The sequence below is a fragment of the Bacillus sp. ISL-46 genome (genome assembly GCF_018613205.1).
The window spans coordinates 1-16,003 of record NZ_JAGGQR010000071.1 but is presented as its reverse complement, the minus strand read 5'-3'; the positions used below and the strand labels follow the sequence as shown (position 1 = coordinate 16,003).

Below are 16,003 nucleotides of genomic sequence, written 5' to 3'. Positions count from 1 at the left end.
ACAATTCGGGTGCAGTTCAAAAACGGAAGGTCGGCTTTTTTCTATAACTTTGTGAAGAGGTACACTTAAAGTAAACTGCCCCATTAGTCCAACAACAAAAAGACTTCTGCAACGATCATCAATTTTAATTAACAAAGCACCGTTAAATAAGTAATTTTTCGCAAAAAAAAATAGAGCTTATAGCTCCTGTTAGTATCAGCTCCGCCTACGCTGAATACCGTGATGACCACCATTGTCATCCGACCTAATTACATTATATTTGCAAACGCTTACAATTGTAAAGGTATTTGCTCAGTGTCTACAAATAAAAAAATGGGGCTTGCTACGACGCAATCCCAATTTCAACAAAAGCACCCGATAGTTTAAGTACACTATTTCACAAACATAATCAAAGAGTAAAATTACTGATAAAAACATCTACCCCATACAAAAGTATCACCCTTTAAAACATTGATACGAGGGATTTATCCGCGTTCAATCTGTATCTGCTTATTTAGACTATCATCAATAAACTTTTTCGCTTGAGACACACCATCCTCGTAATATTCACGGGTTTCCACAAAATATTCAAATAATCCACGATGAATTGTAGGCTGAATTGTTTGCACTTTAATCGATTTGTACTCTTTATACGGTTTATTTTCTGATTCTGGACGAACCAGCTTATTTCCGTATTCAATAAGTTTATTGATCCGAGAAATATCATTAAGCTCTGCATAAAGGGCATTTTTAAATAACATCTTCAATTTAAAGTCTTCGATATCAAAGAAGTTATCGATTTGGTCCAGAGATTTGCCTAGTGGCGCTACTGTCACCAAAATAATCTCGTCGGCTACTACCAACGGAGACAAAACCGGATTATATTGATAAGCTCCATCATACTCCCCTTTAAAGTCTCCATATTGAAGCAGCTGCAAACATGCTCTCACACCATCCGGAGTTATTGGTTTGACCTCAAAATTTCCCCTCTTAGTTAATTCCATTGTATCCCGAGCACGTTCGTTCACATACAAAACTGCCTGATCGTTATTAACATTATAGGCATTCATAATAATTCCCACTTCCTCATTGGTGGAAAAACAATTGGCGATATCATCAAAAAATTGTTGAGGAAATTCAGATTTGTAAATTTTGTTAGGGAAGCAGAAGTTGATCCATTCCTCCGATCTCAAGAAAGGCCAATTGTCAGACAATCTTTCAATAATGTTGAGGTAATTAGGAGAAAATTTGTTAGGAACGCCCAAGTATGCGTATTGCATGAATTTGAACAAAGGTGGGATTCCATTTTCTTCGGATTTAAAATACTCATCATAATGTTTTTCAATAGCATTAGTGTCTTTTTGCAAAAAATAATATGCTGACAATATGGCACCGCTGGTAGCTGAAATCAAATCTGGCTTAACCCCCTCTTTTCGAAGCGTTTGGAGTACCCCAGCCGCAAATGAGTTCATTCCCCCAATGCCTTGTAGAGCTAAAGCTAACATAGTGAACCACTCCCAATTGAAAAAAATTTGTTCTTATCTAAATCTAATTCTTTACAAAGGGAGCGGATACCTTCTAGGTATTTAATAGTTAACATATTTTTAATGTTAAGATAGTTAAGGATTTCCGTCCTTTTTCAATTAAACTGCCTCGTATGTTTAAGTACACTTTTTCACAATCTATGAAATTAAAAAAGGGGTCAGTCCCCCCGGTGCGTTAAAGCTTTAATTCAATGGGGGACTGACCCCGGCGTTGAAACTAAGAAATTAAAAAAACACTAGATATTATCCAGCTTTCGGATAATAACAAGTGTTTTTTTCTTAGTTCAGATAGCTATTTACTTGGTATAGTTCCTAAATAATTAAATAACACCTGTAAAACAAGATTTTTCGGGGCGTGCCAGGCACCGGAACTATTCCTGATCTAATACTCCAGTTGTCTCTTGTGAAGACATTTGTTTTTGCGCTTTGGCAACTTGATTGCTTTCATGGTTGAATTCGTTGACTTCACTGTATTTTTTAATGTTATCTTGTTTCTGTTCCTTTTTAGTAACAGCTTCCGACTTATTCATATTTATCCCTCCCTATCCTACCAATAACTTTTTGAATTTGACCTGAAATAAATCAAGTAATACTCTGATTATTAGAGCAACTTTGTCCTAGAGTTAAAAAATGTAATCAATTGTGTATTGGTCTTAGCTTCATCATAAAACCAAGCTAGCTGTTATTTGCTTCGCATTGGTGTTGTTTGGAAACGAATGGTTTCAAGTACACGAAAGATTGCAACTACTGTATCAAGAGAGGTTAAACATGGAATACCATTTTCAACTGCTTCACGGCGAATTTTAAATCCGTCACGTGCAGGCTGTTTTCCCTTTGTTAGTGTATTGACCACAAGCTGTGCTTTACCATTACGAATTACCTCTAACAAGTTCTCCTCTTCGGATTCGATTTTATTTACAACATTTACAGGAATCCCATCTTGCTTAAATGCAGCAGCAGTCCCTGCTGTTGCCAGGATTCGATACCCAATGTTGTAGAAACGTTTAGCCAGTTCAGCAGCTTCCGCCTTATCTTTGTCCGCAACTGTGAACAATACATACCCGTGGGGCTTGATTGAAGTACCGGAAGCAATAAATCCTTTATACAGTGCTTTTTCCAATGTTGTATCTTGTCCCATAACTTCCCCGGTTGATTTCATTTCGGGTCCAAGTGTTATATCTACTTTTCTTAGCTTTGCAAATGAGAATACAGGGACTTTCACATAAACATTGTTCTCTTCGGGATGAATGCCTGATTCATAGCCAAGCTCCGATAACGTTTTTCCTAACATTATTTTGGTAGCAAGATTTGCCATTGGAACACGTGTAATTTTGCTTAGGAATGGCACTGTACGGCTCGCGCGCGGATTAACTTCCAATACATACACTTTACCTTTTGATAAGACGAACTGAATATTAAGTAAACCTACTATTTGAAAACCTTTTGCAATTCTTGTTGTATAGTCAATAATTGTCGCCTTTGTTTCTTCTGATAGGCTTTGTGGTGGATACACACCGATCGAGTCACCTGAATGGACACCTGCACGCTCAATATGTTCCATAATACCTGGAATGAATACATTCTCCCCATCAGAGATAGCATCTACTTCCATTTCCTGGCCTGTTAAATAACGGTCAATCAATACCGGCTGATCCTCATGTACTTGGACCGCATTTTTCATGTAATGAAGTAATTCCTCTGTTTGATATACAATTTCCATTGCCCTTCCGCCTAGTACATAAGAAGGCCGAATAAGTACAGGGAAGCCAATTGTCTCTGCAATTTTAACCGCTTCTTCTACAGACTTTGCTGTTTTCCCTAAAGGCTGCGGAATATCCAGAGATGCCAATGTTTTTTCGAACTTTTCACGGTCTTCTGCTGCCTCAAGACACTCAAGTGATGTTCCTAAAATTCTCACACCTCGGCTTGCCAATTCTCCAGCCAAGTTAATCCCTGTTTGTCCGCCAAATTGTACAACAACACCAAGTGGTTTTTCTAAATCAATAATATGCATAACATCCTCGATAGTTAATGGCTCAAAATACAGCTTGTCTGAAATACTAAAATCGGTTGAAACAGTTTCGGGGTTACTATTAATAATAATTGCCTCGTAACCGGCTTCGCGAATAGCCCAGACAGAGTGAACCGTTGCATAGTCGAACTCCACTCCTTGTCCGATACGAATTGGTCCGGATCCAAGTACGATCACACTCTTCTTTTCAGTCACAGCTGATTCGTTTTCATCTTCATACGTACCGTAAAAATAAGGCGTTTCAGATTCAAATTCAGCTGCACATGTATCCACCATTTTATATACAGGGATAATTCCATTCTCTTTCCGATATTCATAAACTTTACGTTCTGTCATACCCCATAGTTTTGCTATAGTTTTATCTGAGAAACCGATTTTCTTTGCTTCAAGCAAAACCTCTCTATCGCCTTTGTTTTCTTCCATAACCTTCTCAAACTTGACTATATTGTCAAACTTCGCAAGAAAGAAAATATCAATTTTGCTCCACTCATGAATTTGTTCAATCGTTATACCTCTTCTGAGTGCTTCACCTATGTAGAATAAGCGCTCGTCACCCGCAACACGAATACGTTTTTCAATCAATTCGTCATTGATTTGATCGGCATCTTTTAAATTTAGATGATATACTTTTAATTCAAGTGAACGAACAGCTTTTAATAATGACTCTTCGAGAGTACGTCCAATTGCCATTACTTCACCTGTCGCTTTCATTTGTGTACCAAGCTTACGATTGGCCGATTCGAATTTATCAAATGGCCAGCGCGGAATTTTAGTTACCACATAATCTAGGGCAGGTTCAAACGATGCATATGTTCTTTCTGTTACAGGATTCATCATTTCATCTAACGTCAAACCTACTGCAATTTTCGCCGAAAGTTTCGCAATTGGGTACCCTGTTGCTTTTGATGCTAGCGCGGATGAGCGGCTGACACGCGGATTTACCTCAATGACATAGTATTGGAAGCTCAAGGGATCTAAAGCAAGCTGAACATTGCATCCACCCTCAATCTTCAGTGCACGAATAATCCTTAAAGATGCATTACGCAATAATTGATACTCACGGTCGCTTAAAGTTTGACTTGGTGCTACAACAATTGAATCACCCGTATGGACACCAACAGGATCGATGTTTTCCATGTTGCACACAACAATAGCATTGTCGTTGCTGTCACGCATTACTTCGTACTCTATTTCTTTAAACCCGGCAATACTTTTCTCGAGCAGGCATTGGGTAACAGGACTGTATTTTAAGCCGTTCGTTACAGTTTCAATTAATTCCTCTTTATTGTGGCAAATACCGCCGCCCGTTCCTCCAAGTGTATAGGCCGGACGAACAATAACAGGATAGCCGACTTGTTCCACGAATGCAAATACCTCTTCAACCGTATGAATAATTTCACTGTCCGGAACTGGTTCATTCAGTTCGTTCATTAATGAACGGAACAAATCTCGGTCTTCTGCTTGTTCAATCGCGCTTAATTTTGTTCCTAAAATTTCAACGCCCAGCTCTTCTAAAATACCTGATTTGGCAAGTTCTACGGTAAGATTTAACCCTGTTTGTCCACCTAGTGTCGGTAAAATGGCATCCGGACGTTCTTTATATATGATGGAGCTTACGAACTCAACAGTTAACGGCTCAATGTATACTTTATCTGCCATTTCCGTATCGGTCATAATTGTCGCTGGGTTTGAGTTAACAAGAATGACTTTGTACCCTTCTTCCTTTAATGCGATACATGCCTGCGTGCCCGCATAATCAAACTCTGCCGCTTGTCCAATAACAATTGGTCCTGATCCAATTACTAAAATTGTTTCAATGTCTAAGCGTTTTGTCATCGTTCGTCCCTACCTTCTTCCTTGCTTCCATTAAGTCAATGAAACGGTCAAATAAATAGTTTGCATCTTCTGGTCCCGGGGATGCCTCTGGATGGTATTGGACAGTAAAAGCTGGATACTTGTCATGCTTTAACCCCTCAACTGTCCCGTCATTTAATGCAATATGTGTTACTGATAAATCGGTTCCTTCTAAAGAATCCATACAAACTGTATACCCATGGTTTTGCGAGGTAATTTCTACGCGATTTGTTTCTAAATTTTTAACAGGATGGTTTGACCCGCGGTGGCCAAACTTCAATCTTTCTGTATCTGCTCCGCATGCAAGTGCAACCAATTGATGACCTAAGCAAATGCCGAACAATGGTATTTTCCCAAGCACACCTTTAATCATTTCAATTCCTTCTGTTATTTCTTTCGGATCCCCAGGCCCATTACTTAACATGATACCATCCGGATTTAGATTAAATATTTTTTCTGCCGTTGTATCATACGGAACGACTATAACATCACAGTTGCGTAGCGTTAACTCCCGTAAAATACCGTGCTTCATTCCATAGTCGACTAGCACGACTTTAAAACCTCTTCCAGGACTCGGATAGGAACGTTTTGTTGATACTTGTTTCACCTGATCTCTAGTCCATTCTGCTTTCATTAAATCTGCCACTACTTCTTCAACAATAACATCCATGCTGCAGATTCTTCCTTTTAGAATCCCATGCTCGCGGATTTTTCTTGTAAGCTTTCTTGTATCAATTCCCGCTAAACCTGGAATATCTTTGTCTTTTAAAAATTTATTAATTGGAAATTGACTACGGAAATTTGACGGTATTTCGCAAAATTCTTTTACAATCAAACCATTAATTGTTGGTTCAATCGATTCAAAATCATCACGATTAATTCCATAGTTACCAATAAGTGGGTAAGTCAATGTAACAATTTGACTGCAATAAGAAGGATCCGACAAAATTTCCTGATAGCCGGTCATCCCTGTGTTAAATACAACTTCACCTATCAATTCCTTTTCACTGCCAAATCCTTTTCCAACAAATACAGTACCATCTTCTAAAATGAGTTGTCGTTTCATACCATTACACTCCTTTCTTCCATACGCATTATCCTTCTACCCCGCAATCGTTTGATTAACGCCTGTTGATCTTCTCTTCCTCGTAAAAGGAGGATTCATTTTATAGTATCTGGAGGGCATCACGAGCAATTCCAATGATTTACAAATTGAAGGAGTTCCGCTAAAAATTCTAATATTGCATAAAGTTAAAACTACTTCATTCCTAATTTGTATTTTTACAGGTCACTACCTATAATCTCCTTATTTGCCACTATAATGTATTATTTAAAATAAGAAAATTGTCCACTATTATTAGGTTCTTCTATTATATAATCCTTTCATTCCTTTTCATTTAGAAAAACAAACTTGGTTATTTATTGCTGGTCGAACTCCTCCGTATATATTAAACACGAACAAATGTTCTTACGTATACAAAAAAATAATATGTCACGAAAAGACCACTCTTTAGAACAAAAAACGGTCTAATATGCTATTCCTACGCTAGTCGCTGCTTTCATCATGGTGATGGTAGTCGTGATCGTCGTTTTCAAAATCTTCAAGTTCCTTATCTTCCATTACATAATGACAGGAACCCTCCAGAATAAATCACTTCAATTTATTTGTCTCTATAAATCAAAGCCTTTTGGGTTATTTTCTCTAAATTCCTTTGGCGTCTGCCCATACTTCTTTTTAAAAATCCGATAAAAATAGCTAATATTATCATAGCCCACTTGCTCCACTATAGAAGCAATTGCCATGTCGGTTCCTTCTAGTAATTCTTTCGCTTTAACCAGTCGCCTTTCTTGCAAAAGTTCTTTGAATGTGTGGGATGTGGCCTTTTTTATTGTTTTACTTAATCCATAGTGAGATTGTTTCAATCGAATGGCTAATTCATTTAACGAGGCATCCTTAAATCGATCTTCAATATACTTTAGTGACTCTACTACCAAATAATGATTGATAGATGCCTCTTCTTTTCTCTCTACCTTATCGGAATTCTTAAGGAGTTCAATCAAGAAAAGCCCCATATACAGTTTAATGGTTGACTCTGAGAAAGCAGAAGGATGCATGATTTCCTCAATCATTTTTCCAATCATATCCTGAATAGCAGGTACATCAGCCACTTTAAAATAAAGGAATTGACCGTTCTGCGTGTTGTTATATAAGCTATTAAGTAGAAAATCACTAATTATATTTTCGGAACTTAAAAAGGAAAAAATAAAGTCGAAGAAAGAAGGACGAATGATAAAATTAATGACAATGTCTTCTTTGGCACAGGCCTTGATCTCATGTTCAATATGTTGATTTAATAAGAGAAGTTCTCCTTTTTTCAAGGTTAATTGCCTGCCGCCCACAGTTTGATTCAATTCCCCGGTATAGACAAAATTGACTTCAATATAATCGTGTTTATGTAAAGGGAAATTTACAAATCTTGTGTGCTTACGAACCATAATCATCTTATCTTTGCTTAGGAATTTTTCGCTTTCAATAATAAAGTTTGTATTACTAGTATAAAGTTCCTTGCTTACGTTCGTACGTTGTTCAAGAATGGTTTTCTCTTCATCTGTAATCTGTAAAAGTTCACTTAGAAGGTCCTGGCTCATGTGATTCACCTGTTTCATAGATGGTTTCTTAGTCAAATCATATCATACTTCAAATACCTGCCTAAAGAAAAAACCTGGGCTATGTTTATTAATCCCAGGTTAATTCCAACTCTATTCTTTTAAATAGCTTTTCTTTTTAATTCTTTTGAAGTACCAAACCGATCTTCTTCAATTTGTTGCAATGTTTTTCCATTGGTATTTGGGGCAAGAAGAATACCGATCACACAATGAATGGCTAAGAATACAAGCATCACAATGCCTGCTGTTTTAAATCCTAATTTATCCATAACTGTTGGTAAAATAAATGACCAAATCGCGATCCCTAATCTTACTAAGAAATACATAATTCCTTGGGCACCAGCACGGTATCTTGTTGGGAATAGTTCGCTTGCCCACAAACCATAGAATGCTTGGGCACCAAAGCCGGCAGCACATCCCCAAAGTAGAACAAAAGCAAAGAGTGAGAACCAGTTCATTCCAGCAAATGTTAGAATTAACCAAGCTGCAATACCCATCACAGCTCCTATTCCAAACAAGGCACATCTACTAAATTTGTCCCCCAGTTTCATAAATACAAAATAAGTGGTTGCAACGGTTAAACTCCATAGGAGAACTTGAAGTAAATTCGCTTGATTACCAGATAATCCCCCAACATTTTGATAAATATATGGCATGAAATATCCCATAGCACCTGCAGTTAAATTCCAGAACAAATAAATTCCAATTAATAGAAATAATGCTTCTCGATTTGGTTTCAGGCTTAGTAATTCTTTGAGTACACCTTTATTGTTGCTGTTGCCTTCTTTAGCTTCTCGTTCTTTTCCTTCTTTCCAAATAGCTGATTCAGATAAACCTTGTCGGATGTACCAAGTAATAAATGCAATGATTAATAAGTGGATAAAAATAATTCTGCTTCCTAACAAACCTAGTGGTGTAAGCAAAACGGCAAGTAAAAATGTAATTGCTGGACCCGTTGACCATGCTAACTGTGCAGTTCCAACATGTGCAGCCCTCTTATCGGCTGGTGCTTCTTCTGCAATGTATGTCCATGAGGCTGGTACCCCGGCACCTACTGCAATCCCTGTAATTATTGTTCCGACTAATAGCATTGGGAAGTTAACAGAAACGGCAATCAATAATACCCCAAGCATATAAGCCAACAAGTCATAGGTGTAAATAAATTTCCGACCATATTTGTCACATAAATATCCACCAAACAAAGCTCCCACTGCCGCTCCAAATGCATTAGCACTCACTGCACTTAACAGCCCCACCGCCATATTATCCAAATGAAGATATGCCTGCCACATGGTTAAACTACTTGCTGCCGCGATAATTGATCCAGCTTCAATATAGTTGGCCATTGCAACAGAAATGGTAGCTTTCCAGCCAGTCGTTTTTTTGGAACCAATCTTAGCCATTGTAATACCTCCTAATCATTTGTTTATTACCCAAAAAAAGCAAACGGTTTCATTTTTGTTATTATTTCTAAAGTTGAAATAACGAAAGCAATTATTCTAAATAAAAGACTTCATCTAAATTAATTGAAACAGGGCTATTATCGGCATTCGTCTCCATTATTGGCTCCATATATGCCCACCATCTTTTACAGATTTCTGTTTGCGACATGTGCTCCCATTTCTCTTCATCTTCGATTTCTAAATAGGCAAACAATCTACCAGTCTCTTTATCAAGAAAAATAGAATAATTGTGTGCTCCGTGTGCCTTTAATTCTGCAGCCATCTCCGGCCATATTTCATCATGGCGGCGATTATATTCATCATAACTATCAGGATTGACAAACATGATACTCGCTTTTCTGATCATTTTGATTTTCCTTTCTAGAATTTAATTTACTTATAGCTAAACTATACTCTTGTAAAACGCTTACTTGTAGGAGACAAAATTCAGTAAGGGGTGAAATTATTCAGAAATTTGAAAGGGATTCCAAAACAATAAAAGCCAAGGAGAAATTACACTCCTTGACTCTTACCAATTCTTATTTATTTGCTGACGATTTAAAGTATTGATCCCTGAATTGGGAAGGTGTCTGACCCAGCCACTGTTTGAATAATCGGCTGAAATATTTCGTATCTTGATAGCCGACTGATAAGGAAATATCGTAAATTTTTAAATCTGTTTTCTCTAATAATTCCTTAGCTTTTTCAAGTCTTGCGGCTGTGACATAATCTAAAATGGTCTCTCCAGTTTGAGTTTTAAAATAATCACAAAAGTAGTTGGGATTCATATAAACCTGCTGAGCAATTTTTTTTATTGTAATATTGTCTCCCAAATTATTTTTAATCCACACTTTTGCAATCTGAATAGGATTCTGCTGCTCCTTGTTCAAACCAGCCATTTTCTCCATTACATGTAGAATCCACAATTTAACCCTATCCTTCAATTGAATGAAGTTTGAGGCATGCTTTGTGATATTTAAGGCATCTGTTAGTAAATCCGGATCCTCACTATAGCCATCATTTTCAATCCAATGATTAGCGATTCCGATTAATAAGTAATGAACCGCTTCATTAATCATAACAGGCGATGATAAGGCTTTTACCTCACGAAAAAATCCTTGTAACGCCTGAAGTAACTCATCCTTTTTCCCTTGTGTAAAAAAGAGTATCACTTGTTCTGTATACTTTAGGATAGAAGACGATATCCCTTTTGATTTCTGAGCTTTAATGACTTTAAACAAATCAGCCTGAAAAACTCGATTTCCTCCTTGAATGATTCGAAACTGAAGCAGAGTAAGCAACTGTGATTTCATATTACTAAAAAGAGCAAGATCATTAAATACATATCCAAGGGCAACAGATGCCGTAAAAGGTGTAGCTTTGTGAATAGAGATTCTTAGTTCTTCTGCCAACTGTCGGAAAACCAATGAAAAATCATGATTATTGTCTTTATCTTCGATGTGTAGTAATATCCAATAGCTGAACTTACTGCCTCGCCACCACCAACTAAAGATTTGATGACCTCTAATAGGCACCGCCACTTTTTCTGCTAATATATTTTCGATTTCTTGAGACCACTTATTCCAATCTTCTGGTGAGAATTCTTTCGTTTGTGAAAAAACCTGATCAACACTAATATGAATCAATTGATAACAGCCGCTTGGAAATTGCCGGGTCCAATCGAGATAAGCAATATCTTTTTCTTCCTTCCAGGTCATTTCACTTAAAAGCTGAAGCTGCTTTGTATATTCCACTTGAGATGCTTTTTCCTGCATAGTAAGCCATTCGTACTTTTCCGCGTGCACCTTTTGAATCTTTAGTTTAACTTCATCCATTTGTAATTGAAATTGTTCCTTGTCAATTGGCTTCAGGATATAATTTACGGCTCCGTCTCGTAGGGCAGATTGCAAATATTCAAAATCATCATATCCGCTTATAAAAATGGTTAGGCACGTTAGATGGCTTTTAAGTTTTTTATTTAAGGTTAATCCATCCATTTCTGGCATTCTAATATCCGAAATAAGTAGGTCGAAAGAAATAGATTGGTTTAAAACGGCTTCATAAACTTCTAATCCATCAGAAAAGGTTCCGACGATTTCCCATTCATCACCTAACGAGCGAACCATTCGTTCAATTCCTCTTCGAATTCTTCCCTCATCATCGACAATTACCGTTCTAATTTGGGTCATTTCCCATCACCATCCCCTTGAGGCGCAGAGTAGTTTGTTACGTCGTCCTTTAAAATTGCTGGAATTTGTATGGTAATCTCTGTTCCTTTTTCTATGGAACTCTTAACTATTAATTCGTATTGATTTCCAAACATCATCATCACCCGGGCGTGAACATTCAAAATACCAAAACCGGAATCTCTTTTTCCCATTGGATCTGATTGCAATTTACGATTTAGTTCTGCCAACTTCTCCTCGCTAATGCCTGGACCATTATCGCCGACAGTAAATAAAATATCTTTTGTCCCATGCTCATTAATAATTTCTTCCACTATGATTTTGATACTTAATCCTTTCCGTTTCTCCAATCCATATTTTATAGAATTCTCAACAAGCGGTTGTAAAATAAATTTAGGAGTAAAATAGGCTCCTGAATCCAGTTCCGTTTGAATTTCAAATGTGATTCTATCTTCGAACCTGAATTTCTGGATTTTTAAAAAGTCCTCAATGTGATCCATTTCTTGAGCAATTTGAACGAGCCGTTCTTTATTGCTTAGTGAATAACGAAGCATACGTCCAAGGAGAGTGACCATTTCAACAACCGTTTCGGATTCTCCATCTTCAACCGCCATACTGATTGTCTGCAGTGTATTGTACATAAAGTGCGGGTTAATTTGCGATTGCAGTGCATATAGTTCAGCGTTTTTTTGGCGAATTTCGATCGAATAGTTTTTCTGAATTAACTCCCTGATTTCCTTCAGCATCGAGTCAAAACTCTGTGCCAGGACACCCACCTCATCTTTAGACTGGATTGGGATGGATACGCTTAGGTTTCCCTGTTCTACCTCCTGCATTATGGACCCGAGCTTTTTAATCGGCTTTGTGACGGACCAAGCTAGAAAGACCGAAAGCACCGCCGTTATGATGACTAGCGCAAAAAAGGCAAAAATGGTTACCTTTCTGACTATATCAGTACCGATCGTCAGGTATTTTAATGGAATACTATGAACTAATATCCATTTGTGGCGAGCGGATTTGTTCACGCTAATGAGCGTTTTATCCTTACCTATTCCTGTCTGAAAACTTCCATTAATCAGCGGATAGTCATTTAGCTCACTGAAAACAGAGCCAATTTTAGAGGAATCTGTGTGAAAAATAACCTGTCCATTCTCATCCATCACCCACATCGTTGTATTTTTCTCTTTTTCTAAATCAGCTAAAACATTTTCAATAAAGGATAGTTTAACAGCTAAAAAGAGGGTACCAAGCGACTTTCTATTATCAAAATCTGTTATTTGTTTCATTAGTAATATATAAGGAGGATTTCCTTCAAAATTCAAACTTGTTTGTTTCGGCAGCATAAGTTCAACTTTCTCCCCTAGTGCATGTTCTTCACCATAAGGCAGAGTTAGATTTTGAAGATTAAATCCCTCATAGGGGATCCTTGTACTGACAAAGGAACGATTTTTGGATAATAGGTACGCACCTAATATTTCGGAACTATTATCAAGATAAGTATTCGTTAAGAAACTTTCCACAATAAATTGATCCTGATGTAATTGTGACTGATTCTTAAAGCTGCTATCCCTTAAGACCGACATAACATCACTTGAGCTATAAATTAATTCCGGCAGTCTTTCTAATTCACCGAGACTGTTTTCAATATTATTATTCGCTTGCTTTAGTAGTTTAGGGATATATTCTCCTACTTTTTCTTCAATCGATTTCGTATATTCATAATAACCGAGTACCCCTAATAAACCCATTGGAATAACCGTTAATAAAATATAGGTAATAATTAGTTTCGTTGATAACCGGGAGTTTTTTAATTGTAATTTTTCAAGAAGCTTAGAAATCATATTGATCAATATTCTCCCTTGTAAAATCAATTGGCAGTCCCATAATCACAGTGTCACCTTTAATTTTGATATTGCCAACTTTTCCGATATGCTGCCCGTCCTTTAGCTTGTCACCATTTAATAATTCTTTAGCTAAGCTAACAGTTAAATAGCCTAGCTTTTTAGGGCTCCATAACGTTATCATTTGGGCTGAACCATCTTTTAAATAGGTCCGCATTAAATTCGGGGTAGAGAGTCCTGTTACAGTAACCTTACCAATCTTTCCAGCATCTTGAACTGCCTGTGCAGCTGCAGGGGGCCCAACAGATGAACTGCCTAATATCCCTTTCAAATTAGGATAGTTTTTTAATAGCTTTTCAGCGCCCAAATATGATTTTTGGGGATTATCTTCCGTATCAACTACTTCTACTAAAGTCATTTCAGGATAGACTTCCTCTTGCTGCCTAATGATATAGTTCATCCATTCAGATAAATTGGCCGCAACATGAGAACCGGTCAAGATTGCATACTCGCCTTTTTCACCCATCTTGGAAGCCAAATTGTCCACTAAGTGGCGGCCAAGATTTTCAGGGTCAACCATATTAATAAACAGTTCTCTGTATTTTACATCCGTATCAGAATCCCATGTGATCACTCTAATTCCTTTTTCTCTCGCCTTTTGTAACACAGGACCTAATCTATCTGGATCATTTGCAGAAACGGCCATGAGATCAACGTCTCTCTGAATGAAATCCTCAATAATATTTCGCTGTTGCTTCCAATCGGCTATCGGCGGACCTGTGAATAGAACATTAAGGTTTAAGTCCTTCCCAGCCTCCAATGCACCTTCTTCCACCGCATTAAAATATGGAATCCCACTCACTTTAGGAATAATCGCAATCGTGTAATCTTCATTGCCTTTATTTTGGTTTTTTTGCTCTTTCTTTTGTTCGCCGTTATATATAATTTGATATTTCTCTGAATTTGTAGAATTCAAAGCGCAACCGCTTACAAATATCACTAATAAAAAGCATATCGATAATCTTAAGTAAATATTTGTGTTCAACACCAACACCTCACAAAAGAGCAAATAAATATAAGAAGAGGCCCTAGAAAACAGCTTGGCCTCTTAACATTATATCATATATTAAAATAGTTTTTATGGTCTTGTTATTACTTGAAATTAGAGAATCTCCTTAAACATTGCAATAACTTCTTCTTTTATAGGCTGGAATGGGTTTCCTGGTGCACAAGCATCATTTAAAGAATTAACAGCAAGCTTTTCTAGATCTACCTCTGTACTTGGTACGTAATCTACACTCACAATGATTCCTCCTCTTTTATGTTCAGTATTTCACAAATTTATTTTTAAAATTAAGGGACGATTCCGCCCCCAATAGTAAATCTGGATAAATGAATTAAACTCTTATAAATTTAGAATTCCTGCTCTAGGAACAACCTTGAAAGCGTCCGCAAGATCCTGAAGTTGCTGGTCAGTAATCGTTTGTTTTTTACCACCTTGGGCACAAACAAGGGTATAAACCTGAGCTGCTTTTTCAGCTGTTTCAATTAGTCCAAATGTTTCATCCATTGTTGTCCCTGCTCCGAAAATCCCATGATGTGGCCAAAGGACAAGGCGGACATGTTCCATTTTTTCTGCTGTTGCTTCGCCAATTTCATTCGTCCCTGGAACGATCCATGGAATCACGCCAACCCCTTCAGGGAAAACAACGATACATTCTGTACACATTTCCCAAAGGGTTTTCGTGAATTCTTCTTCCTTCAAACTATGTGTAAATGTCATGGCAATCAAATTAGTTGTATGGCAGTGCATGATCACGCGATGGTTTTTATCGGCTGCTAAGCGCTTCATATGATTCATTAGGTGTGTTGGAAGTTCGCTTGTTGCTACTCCACCATCTTCAAGGCCCCAAAGAATTTCGTAGCTTTGGCCATCTACCGCAATACGAATGACTCCCAGGTTTGAACCCGGATCCTCTTTTACATTTTTGAAGTATTTCCCGGAACCTGTAACAGCAAAATATCTTCCCGCTAGCGTAGAAGCATCAAAATTCATTGGTACTGTTCTCACCACTTTATCAACATCCAAGTAAGGTAAAACTTCATATTCATTTAACAAATAACTAATATTCCCGCCATTACGTTCATCCCAGCCTAATCGGTATAGGTTAGAAGTTGCCTCGATCATTTCTTGTATAAATGGTGCTGTATATATTAAATTTCTTAATGTCATGCTCATGTTTGTTCTCTCCCTTATAAAAAATTGACTTTTATATTGTTTATTTATCTTCTTTACATAAACATCATAACTCCATAACCAACACAAATCAACACAAATAAAGATTATATTTTTGGTTATTTTTGTTTTATTAACATTTTCCTCACAAATATAATTTGTTTTCCTCCGATTAAAAAAACAAAAACAGACCTTTAAGGTCTGTTTCAGATTGTAGACAAA

General features: G+C 37.2%; 12 protein-coding genes. All 12 read right to left on the bottom strand.

Annotation, left to right across the window (positions count from 1 at the left end; genetic code table 11):
- Nucleotides 1–464: 464 nt before the first annotated feature.
- Nucleotides 465–1,484 carry a patatin-like phospholipase domain-containing protein gene (locus tag J7E67_RS27320; RefSeq protein ID WP_214733203.1) on the bottom strand — a complete coding sequence of 340 codons (1,020 nt, stop codon included), beginning with the start codon at nucleotides 1,482–1,484 and terminating at the stop codon, nucleotides 465–467.
- Nucleotides 1,485–1,894: 410 nt separating this feature from the next.
- Nucleotides 1,895–2,053 carry a hypothetical protein gene (locus tag J7E67_RS27315; protein ID WP_214718423.1) on the bottom strand — a complete coding sequence of 53 codons (159 nt, stop codon included), beginning with the start codon at nucleotides 2,051–2,053 and terminating at the stop codon, nucleotides 1,895–1,897.
- 152 nt (nucleotides 2,054–2,205) lie between these two features.
- Nucleotides 2,206–5,391, bottom strand: coding sequence for a carbamoyl-phosphate synthase large subunit (carB, locus tag J7E67_RS27310; RefSeq protein ID WP_214733202.1), 3,186 nt, complete (start codon nucleotides 5,389–5,391; stop codon nucleotides 2,206–2,208).
- A complete protein-coding gene (locus J7E67_RS27305; protein ID WP_214733201.1) occupies nucleotides 5,369–6,475 on the bottom strand; it encodes a carbamoyl phosphate synthase small subunit in 1,107 nt (368 codons plus the stop codon). Before J7E67_RS27305 ends, carB begins: the two co-directional genes overlap by 23 nt.
- A 605-nt stretch (nucleotides 6,476–7,080) precedes the next feature.
- Complete coding sequence (locus J7E67_RS27300) at nucleotides 7,081–8,058, bottom strand: AraC family transcriptional regulator (protein WP_214733200.1); 978 nt, start codon at nucleotides 8,056–8,058, stop codon at nucleotides 7,081–7,083.
- Between the two features lie 119 nt (nucleotides 8,059–8,177).
- The gene (locus J7E67_RS27295) at nucleotides 8,178–9,479 is read right to left on the bottom strand and encodes an MFS transporter (RefSeq protein ID WP_214733199.1); all 1,302 of its coding nucleotides are present in this window, start codon (nucleotides 9,477–9,479) and stop codon (nucleotides 8,178–8,180) included.
- A 91-nt stretch (nucleotides 9,480–9,570) separates the two neighbouring features.
- Nucleotides 9,571–9,885, bottom strand: coding sequence for an L-rhamnose mutarotase (rhaM, locus tag J7E67_RS27290; protein ID WP_214733198.1), 315 nt, complete (start codon nucleotides 9,883–9,885; stop codon nucleotides 9,571–9,573).
- A gap of 172 nt (nucleotides 9,886–10,057) precedes the next feature.
- Nucleotides 10,058–11,707 (bottom strand): response regulator transcription factor, encoded by a 1,650-nt coding sequence (locus J7E67_RS27285; protein WP_214733197.1) that lies wholly within the window; start codon nucleotides 11,705–11,707, stop codon nucleotides 10,058–10,060.
- Nucleotides 11,704–13,545, bottom strand: coding sequence for a cache domain-containing sensor histidine kinase (locus tag J7E67_RS27280; RefSeq protein ID WP_214733196.1), 1,842 nt, complete (start codon nucleotides 13,543–13,545; stop codon nucleotides 11,704–11,706). Before J7E67_RS27280 ends, J7E67_RS27285 begins: the two co-directional genes overlap by 4 nt.
- The gene (locus J7E67_RS27275; protein ID WP_251027036.1) at nucleotides 13,535–14,521 is read right to left on the bottom strand and encodes an autoinducer 2 ABC transporter substrate-binding protein; all 987 of its coding nucleotides are present in this window, start codon (nucleotides 14,519–14,521) and stop codon (nucleotides 13,535–13,537) included. The genes J7E67_RS27280 and J7E67_RS27275 overlap by 11 nt, the downstream gene beginning before the upstream one ends.
- A 186-nt stretch (nucleotides 14,522–14,707) precedes the next feature.
- A complete protein-coding gene (locus J7E67_RS27270; protein WP_483861478.1) occupies nucleotides 14,708–14,848 on the bottom strand; it encodes a hypothetical protein in 141 nt (46 codons plus the stop codon).
- A gap of 102 nt (nucleotides 14,849–14,950) precedes the next feature.
- The gene (gene rhaD / locus J7E67_RS27265) at nucleotides 14,951–15,778 is read right to left on the bottom strand and encodes a rhamnulose-1-phosphate aldolase (protein ID WP_214718429.1); all 828 of its coding nucleotides are present in this window, start codon (nucleotides 15,776–15,778) and stop codon (nucleotides 14,951–14,953) included.
- Nucleotides 15,779–16,003 lie beyond the last annotated feature (225 nt).